This is a genomic window from Streptomyces sp. NPDC002580, assembly GCF_042889485.1.
Lineage (GTDB): Bacteria > Actinomycetota > Actinomycetes > Streptomycetales > Streptomycetaceae > Streptomyces.
Map to the genome: position 1 here is coordinate 828,331 of NZ_JBIAQZ010000001.1, position 13,959 is coordinate 842,289.

Genomic DNA, 13,959 nt, shown 5'->3' on the forward strand with positions numbered 1-13,959 from the left:
GAAGTCCTCGGGGGTCCGGACCGTCCGTCGTTCCGGGCCGTCAGTGCCGGTGCATGCGGTTGGCCACCGCGTGGCCCACGAACAGGTAGACGACGGCGGCGAGGCCGTAGCCGGCCACGACGCGCGCCCACTGCTCGTCGAAGGTGAACAGATCACGCGACCAGCCGGCCAGCCAGCTCGCGAGGTTGTGGATGAACTGCACGAGGTCGTTGCCACGATTGGCGTCGAGCAGATACATCAGGATCCAGAGACCGAGGATGACGGCCATGACGTCCGCGACGATCGCGATGACCGTTCCCGCGGAGTTCGAGCCGTTGCGATATCGAGGGGACATGTCCAACGTGTTGCCCGTCGATCCTGGATGAAACCCGAACGGGTTCACTCCGGTGGCGCGGCCACCGGGGCCGGGCGAGGCTGCCGGGGAGAGCCGCGTTCCCCGGGTCCGGGAGGAACCGGCGGACCGGGGAGAACAGTTCCCTCATCCGGAGGATCCCGTGCCCGTACCGATACGGCGCCTGATCGTGGCGCTGACCGTCTGCTGCGTCCTGCTCGGCGGTGCCACCGCCTGCGGCGGCGACGGTGGTTCCGCGCAGGACACGGCCACCGCGGCGCAGGCCACTCCCACCCCGACCACCTCCGCGGAGAAGCAGAAGTTCGCCAAGGCCCGTTTCGTGGCGAACGCGGGACTCGCGGCCGGTGCCACCTACCAGTGGATCGTCAAACCCTGGAAGGCGGGCACGTTCAAGAAGGGCGCGGACGGTCGCAGGGTCGCCCTGGTCAAAGCCGGGCTCGCGGGCGCCTTCGCGTACAACCGGCTCAAGGCCGCCGGCCGGAACGCCCAGGGCGACCCCGCGCTGTCCAAGGCCATCGCCCCGCTGACCGCGGGCATCGAGGCGCTCAAGGACCTGCCCGCCGGACTGCGCGACGGCGACGCCGCCGACGCCGTGGCGAGCACCTTCGACGACGTCGTGAACAAGGTGAAGGAGGCCGGGAGGAGCGCGGGCGCCGAGGTCACGGACAGGGTCCCCTCGACCTCCGAACTCAGCGCGGGGTAGCCCGACTCGCCCGTTCACCGACTCGGCCCCGCTCGCCGACTCGCCGGACGCCGGCCTGATCCCGTGCTGCCCTGACCCCGGGCCCGGAACCATCCTGGAACCTATGCCGGACCGGGACCACCAGTCCGGGCCGGGGAAGCGTCCCGGACCCGATCCCGGAACCCTCCCGGCAAGAACGGTTCCTAGGAGTTGAGTTCGGCCAGGACCCGGAGCGTGTGGCGGTCCGGGGACAGGACCAGCAGGTCCGTCACCGGGCCCTTGCGCCAGGACTCCAGCCGCTCGGCGATGCGTTCACGCGGTCCGACGAGGGAGATCTCGTCGGCGAAGGCGTCCGGTACGGCGAGGACGGCCTCCTCGCGGCGCCCTTCGAGGAACAGCCGCTGGATCCTGCGGGCCTCCTCCTCGAAGCCCATCCGGGCCATCAGATCGGCGTGGAAGTTGCGGGCCGCGTGCCCCATCCCGCCGATGTAGAAGCCGAGCATCGCCTTGACCGGCAGCAGTCCTTCGGCGAGATCGTCGCAGACGTGGGCGCGCGCCATCGGGGCCACGAGGAACCCCTCGGGCAGGTCCGCGAGCGACGCCTCGTACGCCTGGGGACGCGTCGGCGACCAGTACAGCGGCAGCCAGCCGTCCGCGATCCGGGTCGTCTGCGCGATGTTCTTCGGGCCCTCGGCGCCCAGCAGGAGCGGCAGTTCGGCCCGGAGCGGGTGCGTGATGGACCTGAGTGCCTTGCCGAGTCCGGTGCCGTCGGCGCCCCGGTACGGGTGGGAGTGGAAGCGGCCGTCCAGTTCGACCGGCCCCTCGCGGCGGAGGACCTGGCGCACGACGTCGACGTACTCCCGGGTCGCGGTCAGCGGAGAGCTGGGGAACGGCCGCCCGTACCAGCCCTCGACGACCTGGGGCCCCGACAGTCCGAGGCCGAGCATCATGCGCCCGCCGGAGAGATGGTCCAGGGTCAGGGCGTGCATCGCGGTGGTGGTGGGGGAGCGGGCGGCCATCTGCGCGACGGCCGTACCGAGCCGGATACGGGTGGTCCGCGCGGCGATCCAGGTGAGCGGGGTGAACGCGTCCGAGCCCCACGACTCGGCGGTCCACACCGAGTGGTAGCCGAGCCGCTCCGCCTCCTGGGCGAGCGGCACGTGGTCCGCCGAGGGGCCGCGCCCCCAGTAGCCGAGCGCGAGACCGAGCCGCATGGCGCCTCCCGAAGCAGCAGTCCGACGAGCATTCTGACGATCCGTCAGTTCCTGGCGTGCTGTGACTGTACGACAACGGCCCCCCGCCGCAAAGGGCGAGGGGCCGTTGTCACGGGGCGAGCGGGATCAGCCGCGCTGGATCCCCGACGTGTCCTGGAGCACACCACGACGGCCGTCCTGCGTCTGCGCCACCAGGGTCGCGCCGCGCTGCTCGACGGCCAGGTACCAGGTGCCCGGCGCCAGTTCGGCGATCGGCGTCTGTCCGCCGCCCTCCGGGAACAGCGGCCGGGCGGCCGGAACGGCGAACCAGAACGGCGAGAAGTCCTGCGCCGGCTGCTGCGTCTGCGGGGCGGACGGCTGGCTCGGCTGTCCGCCGAACGGCTGCGTCGGCTGCGACGGCTGGGCACCGTAGGGCTGCTGGCCGGGCTGCGCCGGCTGAGCGCCCGGGTAGCCGTAACCACCGGGGGGCTGGGCGCCGTAGGGCGCGGGGGCGACGGGTCGGGGCGAGGCCGTGATCAGGGCCGGCTGCAGGGCCGGGACGAGCGGGGTCGCGACGGCCGCCGCGGCCATGACGAGGGCCGCGATGAAGCCGAGGATGAGACCGGCGGCGGCGCTCGCGGGCTCCGAGACGTCCACCAGCGACCAGAACTGGATCCACGCGACAAGCACCGTGAACGCCACACCGGTCGCGCCCAGGTCGAGCCCGAGGACCTTGCGCGGCTGCGGGAGGCAGCGGTTGACGACGATCAGGGCAGCACCGATGACCCCGCCCATGTAGATGCCGAGGCCTTCGCTGAGGCTGTCCCACGCGGACACGTGCGAGCTGTACCCGGAGTAGGAGTAGGAGTAGAGCTTGAGGAACGAGGCGATGAACAGCAACACCGCTGCTCCGATCACCACGCCGTCGCCTCGAGTGAGGGAGCGGATATTCACTTCAGGTCCTTCGTCAGTCGTCTCGTCGTCGATGGAGGCAACGCTGTTCACCGTCTCGCCGTCATGGTGCCGCCGTCGGGACGCGGTGTGAAGCTCGGGGGATAGCCTTTTATCGTACGGACGACCTTATCGTCCGTACGATCCTGGTGTCCGCCGGGTTCGGTCCGTAGATCACTACCCGTGCAGGAAACTCACGATTCCCTCAGAGATCCCCCGTGCCGCCTTCTGTCGCCACGCGCCACTGGTGAGCAGCGCAGCGTCCTTGGTATCGCGCATGTTGCCGCACTCGATGAACACCTTCGGAACCGTTGACAGATTGAGACCGCCGAGATCCTCCCGGACCACCAGTCCGGTGCCGTCACCGATGTAGTTGGAGGGGGCGCTGCCCGTCTCGCGGACGAACAGACCGGCGACGCGCTCGCCCAGGTCGCGGGAGGACTTGACGATCGGCCGGGTGTCGGCGTCCTTCGCGTGCACCGATCCGGGGAGGATCACGTGGAAGCCGCGGTTGCCGGCCGCCGATCCGTCGGCGTGGATGGAGACGACCGCGTCCGCGTGCGCCGTGTTGCCGATGCGGGCCCGTTCGTCGACGCAGGGGCCCCAGGAGCGGTCGCCGTCCTGGGTGAACTTCACCGTGGCGCCCTGCTGTTCGAGGATCTTGCGCATCCGGTGCGCGACGTCGAGGGTGAACCGGGCTTCCGCGTAGCCCGCGTTGGTCGACGTGCCGGTGGTGTCGCACTCCTTGCGGTTCGTGCCGATGTCCACCTGGCGGTTGATCTCGGCCGTGTGCCGGAAGTTGCCGGGGTTGTGCCCCGGATCGATGACGACGACCTTGCCCTTGAGCGAGCCGGAGGCCGCGGGCTTCGAGGAGGGCTTCGAGGAGGAGGCCGACGGGGCGGACGACTTGCTCGGCCTGTCGTCCTCCGTCGCCGGGGCGGAGGACCGCGCGGAAGGGGAACCGGAGCCGGGCGCGGAGGACGAGGACCCGGAAACGGCCCGGTCGGACGCGCCCCCCGAATCGTCTCCCACGGCCTGCCACACCAGCCACCCGGCGAGCGCGCCCGGTACGAGCGCGGCGAGCGCGACGGTCAGCGGTCCGCGCCGGGAGCGGCGCGGCTGGGGCGGTTCGAAGTCAGGGCCTACGTACGACACGTCAGCGACTCTAACCGGGCGCTCAGATCCCTGCTCCGGTTCGCCGCAGTACACGCAGCGAGTCGGTCACCGCGCTCTCGGTGAACGCGCCCGATTCCAGGGCCCGGAGATAGACGCGGTAGGGGGCCTGGCCGGTGAACTCGTCGACGGGGTCCGGGAACACGTCGTGGATGACGAGGAGGCCGCCCTCGGCGACGTGCGGCGCCCAGCCCTCGTAGTCGCCGCTCGCGTGCTCGTCGGTGTGGCCGCCGTCGATGAAGACCAGACCGAGGGGGGTGCGCCAGAACGCGGCGATCTGCGGGGAACGGCCCACCAGGGCGACCACGTGCTCTTCGAGACCCGCCCGGTGGAGGGTGCGGCGGAAGGTGGGGAGCGTGTCCATGAGGCCGATCTCCGGGTCGACCGTGGACGGGTCGTGGTACTCCCAGCCCGGCTGCTGCTCCTCGCTGCCCCGGTGGTGGTCGACGGTGATCGCGGTCACCCCGGCCTCGCGCGCCGCGTCGGCGAGCAGGATCGCGGAGCGGCCGCAGTAGGTGCCGACCTCCAGGAGCGGCAGCCCGAGCCGTCCGGCCTCCACGGCGGCCTCGTACAGCGCGAGTCCCTCACCCCTGGGCATGAACCCCTTCGCGGCCTCGAAGGCGGCGAGGATCTCGGGCTTGGGTGCCGCGGGCATGGGGTCTCCTCCATCGGGTGGGGGCAACGGGTGCGTGGAGCGGATGCGTGGAACGGGTGCGTACGTCCGGGGCCCGCGTCCGGCGCGGAACAGCGGGCCGCGCGGACGTCCGGCGTGGACGGCGGGTGCGTACGTCCGGTGCGAACGAACCGGTCGTACGGGTCCCTGGCCGCCCCATGGTGCACCAAGCCCCCGCCGCGTGGGCGGCGGGGGTGGGAATGATCACTCGGTCGGGACCGTGGACCAGGACCGTGGACCAGGGCCAGGAGCCGGGACCGGTGGCCGGGACCGGGGCGTCCAGGGCGTCAGGCGGTGACGTCGGCGTTCTCGCCCGGCAGCGCCAGGTCGAGGGCCACGGGCCGGTCGTCGCCCGTGTGGGTGGCCGACGAGGCGAGCGGGCCGTGACCGGCGGCCCGGGCGGCGAGCACGTACGCGCCCTGGGCCGGTACGGCGAGCGCGTAGCCGCCGTCCTCGCCGGAGAGAGTGGCGCCCGCCTGGCGGCCGCGCCGGTCGATCAGCGTGACCTTGGCGCGGGCGACCGGGCCGCCCTCGGCGTCCAGGACCCGGCCGCGGAATCCGCCGAGCACCTCGTGCGCCCGCTCCAGCGCGGCGTCCTCCTCGCTGCTGGCGATCAGCTGCGGCTTGGTCGCCGGGCGCCGGCCCGGCAGGAACAGGGCCATGGCCAGGCCGACAACGACCGCGCCCGTCGCGATCAGGAAGGACACCCGGAAACCGTGCATCGTCGGGACGGCGGCCCCGCCGACGTGGTTCGCCGTGTCGGCCAGCACCATGCCGATGACGGCGCTCGACACGGAGGTGCCGATGGAACGCATCAGGGTGTTCAGGCCGTTGGCGGCGCCGGTCTCCGAGGCCGGGACGGCACCGATGATCAGGGCCGGCAGGGAGGAGTAGGCGAGGCCGATGCCCGCGCCCAGGACCACCGCGATGACCAGGGACTGCCAGGCGGCGTCCATCAGGCCGAGGCCCGCGCCGTAGCCGATCCCGATGATCACCATGCCGATGATCAGCGTGACCTTCGGGCCGTACTTCGCCGACAGCCGGGCGTACACCGGGGCGGTGAACATCATCGTCAGGCCGAGCGGCATCACGAGCAGCCCCGCGCTCACCATCGACTGGCCGAGGCCGTAGCCGGTGGACTTCGGGAGCTGGAGGAGCTGCGGCAGGACCAGCGAGACGACGTAGAAGGAGACGCCGACCATGATCGAGGCGAGGTTGGTGAAGAGGACCGCGGGGCGGGCGGTGGTGCGCAGGTCGACCAGCGGGGCCTTCAGGCGCAGCTCCATCACGCCCCACAGCAGGAGCACGGTGAGCGACGTGGCGAACAGGGTGAGCGTGGTGGGCGCGGTCCAGCCCCAGTCGCTGCCCTTGGTGATCGGCAGCAGGAAGAGCACGAGCCCGGCCGACAGGCCTATCGCGCCCAGCACGTCGAAGGTGCCCTCGGCGCGCGCCGGGGACTCCGGTACCACCAGGAGGGTGAGGACGATCGAGAGGACGCCGAGGCCGGCGGCCCCGTAGAAGAGGGCGTGCCAGTCGGCGTGCTGCGCGACGAGGGCCGCGGCGGGCAGCGCGAGGCCGCCGCCGACGCCGATCGAGGAGCTCATCAGCGCCATCGCGGAACCGAGCTTCTCGCGGGGCAGCATGTCGCGCATCAGGCCGATGCCCAGCGGGATCGCGCCCATCGCGAAGCCCTGGAGGGTACGGCCCGCGATCATCGGCAGCAGGGTGCTGCTCAACGCGCTGACGAGGGCGCCGACCACCATCACGGCCAGGCTGGTGAGCAGCATGCGGCGCTTGCCGAAGAGGTCGCCGAGGCGGCCCATGATCGGCGTGGCCACGGCACCCGAGAGCAGGGTCGAGGTCAGGACCCAGGTGGCGTTGCTGGGCTCGGTGCTCAGCAGGGCCGGCAGGTCCTTGATGACAGGGACGAGCAGGGTCTGCATCACCGCGACCACGATGCCCGCGAAGGCGAGCACCGGCACGGTCGCACCGCTCGGCCTCCGCACGGGCCGGTCGGTCGTCGTCTGCGTCATTGCGGGGGGCCTCCAGGCCGTGAAGAAGTGACTGCTCGCTCGGGAGCGGAGTGAGGGGGTGATCCGGGGTGGATGCGAGGACTCGGTCGGGTGATCCATGCGGATGCGGGGACCTCGGTCGGGTGATCCGTGCGGGATACGTGCAAGAGGAACCCGGTGTGCCCGGGCAACTATTCCGGCGCTCGGGGGTGCGGCCGGAAGCTTGACCGTTCCATGGGTATCTGACCTACCGTCAGAATGAAACGTGTTCTAGTCTGGCGCGGATCCACGCACCTTGGGCCTTTGAGGAGGCGCGCATGGGTATCGCGATCACGCCCGAGCAGCGGGAGCTGGCCGAGGCCGTACGCGGCTGGATCGCCCGCGCCGTACCGCCCGGGGAGGTCCGCAAACTCCTGGACGCCCCGGACAGCGGGCGACCGCCGTTCTGGGACGCGCTCGCCGCCCAGGGACTCCTCGCCGCGCACCTTCCCGAGGCGTACGGCGGTGGCGGCGGCGACCTCGTCGACCTTGCCGTCGTCGTGGAGGAGGCCGCCAGGGCCGCGCTGCCGGGACCGTTCGTCGCGAGTGTCCTGGCGTCGGCCGTGCTGGCGGCGGAGGTCTCCGGCGGACCGGACGGTCCCGGCGGCACCACCGGGCGCGGCGATCTCGTACGGGCCCTGGGGTGCGGGGCACTGATCGGGGCCGTCGCGTTCGGCGCGGGCTCCCTGACGTCACGGGCCGTGGACGGCGGGTACGTGCTCGACGGGACGGCGCCGCCCGTGCTGTCGGGCGCCGACGCGGACGTCCTCGTGCTGGCGGCGGCGGACGCCGGGCCGGCACCGTCCGGTGCGCCGCGCGACCGCTCCACGAGGAGGCGGCGGGCGGCCCGCGGGGACGCCGCGCCCGCCGGCGTCCTGTGGCTGGTCGTGGACGCCGCCGACCTCGCCGTCCGGCCGCACGAGAGCGCCGACCCGACGCGGGCGACCGCGGAGGTCCGGGCGGAAGGGGTACGGGTCCGCGCCGACCGCCTCCTCGCGGTCGGCCCGTCGCTGGTGCGGGACCTCGCCGCCGTCGTCCTCGCCGCGGACGCCTGCGGCACCGCGGCCTGGGCGCTGGACACCGCCGTCGGGCACGCCAGGACGCGCGAACAGTTCGGCCGGCCCATCGGGAAGTTCCAGGCCGTGAAGCACCTGTGCGCCGACATGCTCGTACGGCTGGAGCAGGCGAGGGCGCTCGCCTGGGACGCGGCGCGCGCCGGACAGGAGCCGAGCGGAGCCGGACCGGGGTCTTCCCCGGCTGGTCGGGAGGCTTCCCCGCTCGGGCGGGAGGCTTCCCGGGCCGGGTCGAAGGAGGGCTCCGGCACCGGACGGGATGAGGCCTCCGGCACCGGGCAGGACCCTTCCCGCGTACGGGAGTTGGTGGCGTCCCTCGCCGCCGGTGTCGCCCTCGACGCGGCCTGCTCCTGCGCCAAGGACTGTGTGCAGGTCCTCGGCGGCATCGGGTTCACCTGGGAGCACGACGCCCATCTTTACCTCCGCCGGGCCGTCGTGGCACGGCAGTTGCTCGGCGCCGGGAGCCGCCACCTGCGGCGGGCCGCGCGGCTCGCGCGAGCCGGCGTGCGCAGGGAACTGCGCCTGGAGCTGCCGCCGGAGGCGTCCCGCCACCGGGACGAGGCCCGTGCGGTGATCGAGGGGGTGCGCGGACTCGCTCCCGCGGCCGTACGCCGGGAGCTGGCACCCACCGGGTACGCCGCCCCGCACCTGCCACCGCCCCACGGACTCGGCGCGGGCCCCGTCCGACAGCTCGCCGTGCAGCAGGAGCTGGCGGCGGCGGGCGTGCGGATCAGCGACCTGGGGATCGCGACCTGGGTCGTACCGTCCCTCATCGCCTTCGGGACCGGCCGGCAGCGGGAGCGCTATCTGCCGCCCACCCTGCGCGGCGACCTCCTCTGGTGCCAGCTCTTCTCGGAGCCGGGCGCCGGATCCGACCTCGCCGCGCTGCGGACCCGCGCCGAGCGCACGGACGACGGCCGATGGCGGATCAACGGACAGAAGGTGTGGACGAGCGCGGCGCGGTGGGCGGACCACGGTGTCCTGCTGGCCCGGACGGACCCGACGGCGCCCCGGCACAAGGGGCTCACCTACTTCGTCGTCGACATGAAGAACACGCCCGGCATCGACATCCGCCCCCTGAGGGAGATCACCGGGGACGCCCTCTTCAACGAGGTCTACTTCGACGACGTGCTGCTGCCCGCGGACGCGGTCGTCGGCGAGGTCGACGACGGCTGGCGGGTCGCCCGCAACACGCTCGGCAACGAACGGGTTCACATGGCCGACCAGTTGACCTTCGACACCGGTCTGGAGGCACTGATACGGGCGGGCGCGGGCGCGGAGGGCGACGTCGACAGCGACGCCGACGGCGCGGTCGATGACTCCCGGCTGGGCGCCCTCCTCGCCGAGGCGCACGCCCTGGCCTGCATCGGACTGCGCACCACCCTCCGGCAGGTGTCCGGAGTGGAACCGGGCGCGGGCGCCTCCGTGCGGAAGCTGGTGCAGACCGCGCACCAGCAGAAGGTCGCCGAACTCGGCCTCGAACTCCTCGGTCCCCAGGGCGCGTTGCGCGAAGGCCCGGGCGAGAGGGCCGTGCACGGCTTCCTGCTCTCCCGCTGCCTCACCATCGCGGGCGGCACCACCCAGGTCCAGCTCAACGTCGTCGCCGAGCGCATCCTCGGCCTGCCACGAGACTAGGAAGCCATGAAGACGTACATCGTCGGTGTCGGCATGACCAGGTTCGAGAAGCCCGAGACCCGGGAGTGGCAGTACTGGGACATGGTCCGGGAGGCCGGCACCCGCGCCCTCACCGACGCGGGGATCTCGTACACGGACGTGGAGCAAGTGCCCGTCGGCCATTGCTTCCAGGCCTCCACCGCCGGGCAGCGCGCCGCCTACGAACTCGGCCTGACCGGCGTGCCCGTCTACAACGTCAACAACAACTGCGCCACCGGAGCGAGTGCGTTGATGCTGGCCCGGCAGTTCGTCGAGGGCGGCGTCTCGGACTGCGCCCTCGCGCTGGGCTTCGAGAAGATGAAACGCGGATCACTCGGATCGGGAGCCGACGGCGGTGACTTCGCGACCTCTCCCGTGGCCCGCCACTACGGGATCATGGCGGCCCGGCACGGCTTCGAGGCGTCCCCGCCCACCGCGCAGATCTTCGGTGCCGCGGCCCGCGAACACATGGAGCGGTACGGCACGACCGAGGCCCAACTGGCCGCCGTCGGCGCCAAGAACCACCGCCACTCGGCGCACAACCCGTACGCCCAGTTCCAGGACGTGTACTCCGTCGACGAGGTCCTCGCCGCCCGCACCGTGCACCGGCCGCTGACCCGGCTCCAGTGCTCGCCCACCTCGGACGGAGCGGCCGCGGCCGTCGTCGTGTCCGAACGCTTCGTCGAGCGGCACGCCCTGGGGGACCGGGCGGTCGAGATCGTCGCCCAGGCGATGACCACCGACACCGAGGAGTCCTTCGCCTCCGGTTCCTGCGTCGACGTCGTCGGACAGCCCATGTCGAGGGAGGCCGCCCGACAGGTGTACGAACGTTCCGGCCTCGGCATCGAGGACGTGGACGTCGTGGAACTCCACGACTGCTTCTCCGTCAACGAACTGCTCACCTACGAGGCGCTCGGCATGTGCGGCGAGGGGGAGTCGGGCAAGCTCGTCGAGTCGGGGGCGACGACGTACGGCGGACGGTGGGTGGTGAACCCGTCGGGCGGGCTGATCTCCAAGGGACATCCGCTGGGCGCGACCGGGATCGCCCAGGCCGCCGAACTCGTCTGGCAACTGCGGGGGCAGGCCGAGGCACGGCAGGTGCCGGGGGCACGGGTCGGACTGGCCCACAACATCGGACTGGGCGGCGCGGCGGTGGTCACGCTGCTGCGCGCGGGCGGCTGATCCCGGAGAAGCTCGTCCGAGCCCGGAGAAACCCGGCAGGCGCGGCGCCGGGCCCGTGGCGGCCGCCCGCCCCGTCCCGCCGCCGGTCCCCGTCCGCCGTCCCGTCACCGGCCTGGCACGCCCCGGCACGCCCCGGCCCGCCGCCTGTCCCGCACGCCCCGCCCCGTCGCCGGTCCCGTCCGCTCGGGCCCGCGGGACCGGTGACGGGCCGTCGCGGGGCAGGCGGCGACGGGACCCGGGTCCCGTGACGCACCCGCGCGTGCGCCGAAATCCCGATGCACGGACCGTGGGCCGGTTGAGAGCATGACAGCCATGCTCCGTGCCGCTGAAGACACCCGGGTATCCGTACGCAGCGCGCCACCCACCTGGGTGGTGGTCGCGCTCGCGTGCGCCGGGCAGTTCCTGGTCGTCCTCGACATGTCCGTCGTCAACGTGGCCCTGCCGTCGATGCGGACCGACCTGGGACTGAGCGCGCCCGGTCTGCAAGGGGTGGTGAACGCCTACTCGATCGCCTTCGCCGGATTCATGCTCCTCGGCGGACGGGCCGGGGACCTGTACGGGCGCAAGCGGATGTTCCTGGTGGGCCTCGCGATCTTCACGCTCGCCTCGGTCGGCGGCGGTCTGGCGCAGGAGGGCACCCACCTGCTGGTCGCGCGGGCCGTGCAGGGGCTGGGGGCCGCCGTGCTCGCGCCCTCGACCCTGACGATCCTCACGTCGGCCGTACCGGAGGGCGCCGCCCGCGCGCGTGCCATCGCGACCTGGACCGCCGTCGGCGCCGGTGGCGGCGCGGCGGGCGGACTCGTCGGCGGACTGCTGGTCGACGGGCTGTCGTGGCGCTGGGTCCTGCTCATCAACGTGCCCGTCGGCGCGGTGCTGCTGGCCGGCGCGGCGCGCTGGCTGGTGGAGAGCCGGGCCGGGAACAAGCGACGCCTCGACCTGCCGGGCGCGCTCCTGGCGACGGCGGGACTCGCGACCACGGCGTACGGGATCGTACAGACGGAGGAGGCGGGGTGGACGGCGGCGGAGACGCTGGTGCCGCTGTGCGCGGGAGTGGCCCTCATCGGGGCCTTCCTGGCCGTCGAGGCCCGGACCGGCGCGCCGCTGATGCCGCTGAAGTTCCTGCGGCTGCGGTCGGTGTCCTCGGCGAACGCGGCCATGGTCGTCTCCGGCTCCGCGATGTCCTGCGTGTGGTTCTTCATGACCCTGTACGCGCAGAACGTGCTCGGCTACTCGCCGCTGGGCGCCGGCCTCGCCCTGGTGCCGAGTTCGCTCGCGGTGGTCGTCGGCTCCAAACTGGCGCCGCGCCTCATGCCGGTCGTCGGCGCCCGCAACGTGGCGATCCTCGGCACACTCCTGGCGGCGTCCGGCTTCGGCTGGCAGTCGACGATGACGGCGGACGGCCCGTACGTCACGGTGATCCTGCTCCCCGGTGTCCTGATGATGGCCGGCGCCGGCATGGCCGCGACACCACTGGCCGCGCTGGCGACCTCGGGGGCGGCGCCCGAGGACGCGGGGCTGGTGTCGGGCCTGGTCAACACCTCCCGGGTGATGGGCGGTTCACTGGGGCTGGCGATCATGTCCACGATCGCGGCGGCCCGTACGGGAGGCAGCGTCACCGGGGAGGCGCTGACCTCCGGCTACGCCCTGGCGTTCCGGGTCAGCGGCGTCCTGCTGCTGGCCGGGGCGGTACTGATGCTCGTATGGCTGCCGCGCAGGACCCCGCGGACGTGAGGCGACGAAATCCGCCCCTCGTGGACTCCTTCCATCATCGAGGAGGCGCACATGGGGGTTGCGAAGCAGGCCCGGGACGAGGAGTTCCGGGGCTTCGTCATCGGCCGCCGGCCACGGCTGCTGCGTACGGCGTTCCTCCTGACGGGGGAGCGGCACGCCGCCGAGGACCTGGTCCGGACGACGCCGGAAAAGGTCTACGGGGCATGGCGCAGGGGCGGCCCGGCCGACGGACCGGACGCGTACGTACGACACGTGATGATCAACGCGCACGCCCCGAAGACACCGCAGGGAACTCAAGGAGTTCCTCGCGCCGAAGGACGACTCGGGCCTGACGCGGGACCTTCCCGGCGCCGGTGACCCGATCGGCCGGGCCGACGACCGCGGTGCCCTGATCACCGCACTCGCCCAACGGCCGCCGCGAGGCGGTGGTCCTCTCCTGTCCGGCGCCGGAGGGCGATGCCTCCCGGCCGGCGGAGGCGACGGTGACGAAGCCCTGAAGGCCGCTGCGGGTCGGACCGCGAGGCCGGGTCCGCTCCGGAGCGCTGAACGGACTCCGGTGAGGCCCGGGCAGACCCGGGGAGGGGCCGGTGCGCCGGCCCCCGGCCGTCTCGGCTACAGCCACCCCTGCTGACGGGCCTCCCGCATCGCCTCCATGCGGTTGCGGGTGCCCGTCTTGCCGATGGCGGACGAGAGGTAGTTGCGGACGGTCGACTCGGAGAGGTGGAGCGTGCCGGCGATGTCGGCGACGGTGGCGCCGTCCGTCGACGCCTTCAGCACGTCGCACTCGCGGGCGGTGAGCGGACTGGGCCCGGCGCTCAGCGCGGCGGCGGCGAGCGCCGGATCGATCACGGTCTCCCCGGTCAGCACCCGCCGGATCGCCTGGGCCAGTTCCTCCACCGGGCCGTCCTTGACCAGGAACCCGGCCGCCCCCGCCTCCATCGCGCGCCGGAGATATCCGGGGCGCCCGAAGGTGGTGAGGATCAGCACCCGGCAGTCGGGCACCTGGTCGCGCAGTTCGGCGGCGGCGTCCAGCCCGCTCATCCCCGGCAGCTCGATGTCCAGCAACGCCACATCGGGCCGTCGGACCAGCGCCGTGTCCACGATCTCGTCCCCCCGGGACACCTGGGCGACCACCTCGATGTCCGCCTCCATCCCCAGCAGCAGGGCGAGTGCCCCGCGCATCATTCCCTGGTCCTCGGCGAGCAGGACACGGATGGACTTGGCGGGCCGGTGGTCCTGGGGCAT

At 72.8% G+C, this 13,959-nt stretch carries 11 protein-coding genes and 1 pseudogene; 5 read left to right on the forward strand and 7 right to left on the reverse strand.

The annotated features are described in order from the left end of the window. Nucleotides 1-40: 40 nt before the first annotated feature. A complete protein-coding gene (locus ACFYW7_RS03530; protein WP_389497357.1) occupies nt 41-334 on the reverse strand; it encodes a hypothetical protein in 294 nt (97 codons plus the stop codon). A gap of 160 nt (nt 335-494) precedes the next feature. On the opposite strand from ACFYW7_RS03530, the gene ACFYW7_RS03535 reads away from it, so the two are divergent. Then, the gene (locus ACFYW7_RS03535; RefSeq protein ID WP_389497359.1) at nt 495-1,055 is read left to right on the forward strand and encodes a hypothetical protein; all 561 of its coding nucleotides are present in this window, start codon (nt 495-497) and stop codon (nt 1,053-1,055) included. Nucleotides 1,056-1,237: 182 nt separating this feature from the next. On the opposite strand, the gene ACFYW7_RS03540 is transcribed toward ACFYW7_RS03535, so the two are convergent. The 5 genes from ACFYW7_RS03540 to ACFYW7_RS03560 form a co-directional block, all read right to left on the reverse strand. Continuing rightward, nucleotides 1,238-2,248 carry an LLM class F420-dependent oxidoreductase gene (locus ACFYW7_RS03540; protein WP_389497361.1) on the reverse strand — a complete coding sequence of 337 codons (1,011 nt, stop codon included), beginning with the start codon at nt 2,246-2,248 and terminating at the stop codon, nt 1,238-1,240. 126 nt (nt 2,249-2,374) lie between these two features. Further along, nucleotides 2,375-3,148, reverse strand: coding sequence for a hypothetical protein (locus ACFYW7_RS03545; protein ID WP_389497363.1), 774 nt, complete (start codon nt 3,146-3,148; stop codon nt 2,375-2,377). Nucleotides 3,149-3,355: 207 nt separating this feature from the next. Continuing rightward, the gene (locus ACFYW7_RS03550; protein WP_389497365.1) at nt 3,356-4,333 is read right to left on the reverse strand and encodes an N-acetylmuramoyl-L-alanine amidase; all 978 of its coding nucleotides are present in this window, start codon (nt 4,331-4,333) and stop codon (nt 3,356-3,358) included. Between the two features lie 22 nt (nt 4,334-4,355). Beyond that, nucleotides 4,356-5,006: a class I SAM-dependent methyltransferase gene (locus tag ACFYW7_RS03555; RefSeq protein ID WP_389497367.1), complete on the reverse strand. Its 651-nt coding sequence runs from the start codon at nt 5,004-5,006 to the stop codon at nt 4,356-4,358. A 305-nt stretch (nt 5,007-5,311) separates the two neighbouring features. After that, nucleotides 5,312-7,057 (reverse strand): MFS transporter, encoded by a 1,746-nt coding sequence (locus ACFYW7_RS03560; RefSeq protein WP_389497369.1) that lies wholly within the window; start codon nt 7,055-7,057, stop codon nt 5,312-5,314. Between the two features lie 296 nt (nt 7,058-7,353). On the opposite strand from ACFYW7_RS03560, the gene ACFYW7_RS03565 reads away from it, so the two are divergent. The 4 genes and pseudogenes from ACFYW7_RS03565 to ACFYW7_RS03580 form a co-directional block, all read left to right on the forward strand. After that, the gene (locus tag ACFYW7_RS03565) at nt 7,354-9,783 is read left to right on the forward strand and encodes an acyl-CoA dehydrogenase (RefSeq protein ID WP_389497371.1); all 2,430 of its coding nucleotides are present in this window, start codon (nt 7,354-7,356) and stop codon (nt 9,781-9,783) included. 6 nt (nt 9,784-9,789) lie between these two features. Further along, on the forward strand, nt 9,790-10,983 hold the full coding sequence (locus ACFYW7_RS03570; protein ID WP_389497374.1) for a lipid-transfer protein: 1,194 nt from the start codon (nt 9,790-9,792) through the stop codon (nt 10,981-10,983). 312 nt (nt 10,984-11,295) lie between these two features. Then, nucleotides 11,296-12,714, forward strand: coding sequence for an MFS transporter (locus ACFYW7_RS03575; RefSeq protein ID WP_389497377.1), 1,419 nt, complete (start codon nt 11,296-11,298; stop codon nt 12,712-12,714). Nucleotides 12,715-12,765: 51 nt separating this feature from the next. Then, a pseudogene (locus ACFYW7_RS03580) lies at nt 12,766-13,135 on the forward strand (sigma factor); the annotation flags it as partial. A 191-nt stretch (nt 13,136-13,326) separates the two neighbouring features. On the opposite strand, the gene ACFYW7_RS03585 reads toward ACFYW7_RS03580, so the two are convergent. Beyond that, nucleotides 13,327-13,959: a response regulator gene (locus ACFYW7_RS03585; RefSeq protein ID WP_389498546.1), complete on the reverse strand. Its 633-nt coding sequence runs from the start codon at nt 13,957-13,959 to the stop codon at nt 13,327-13,329.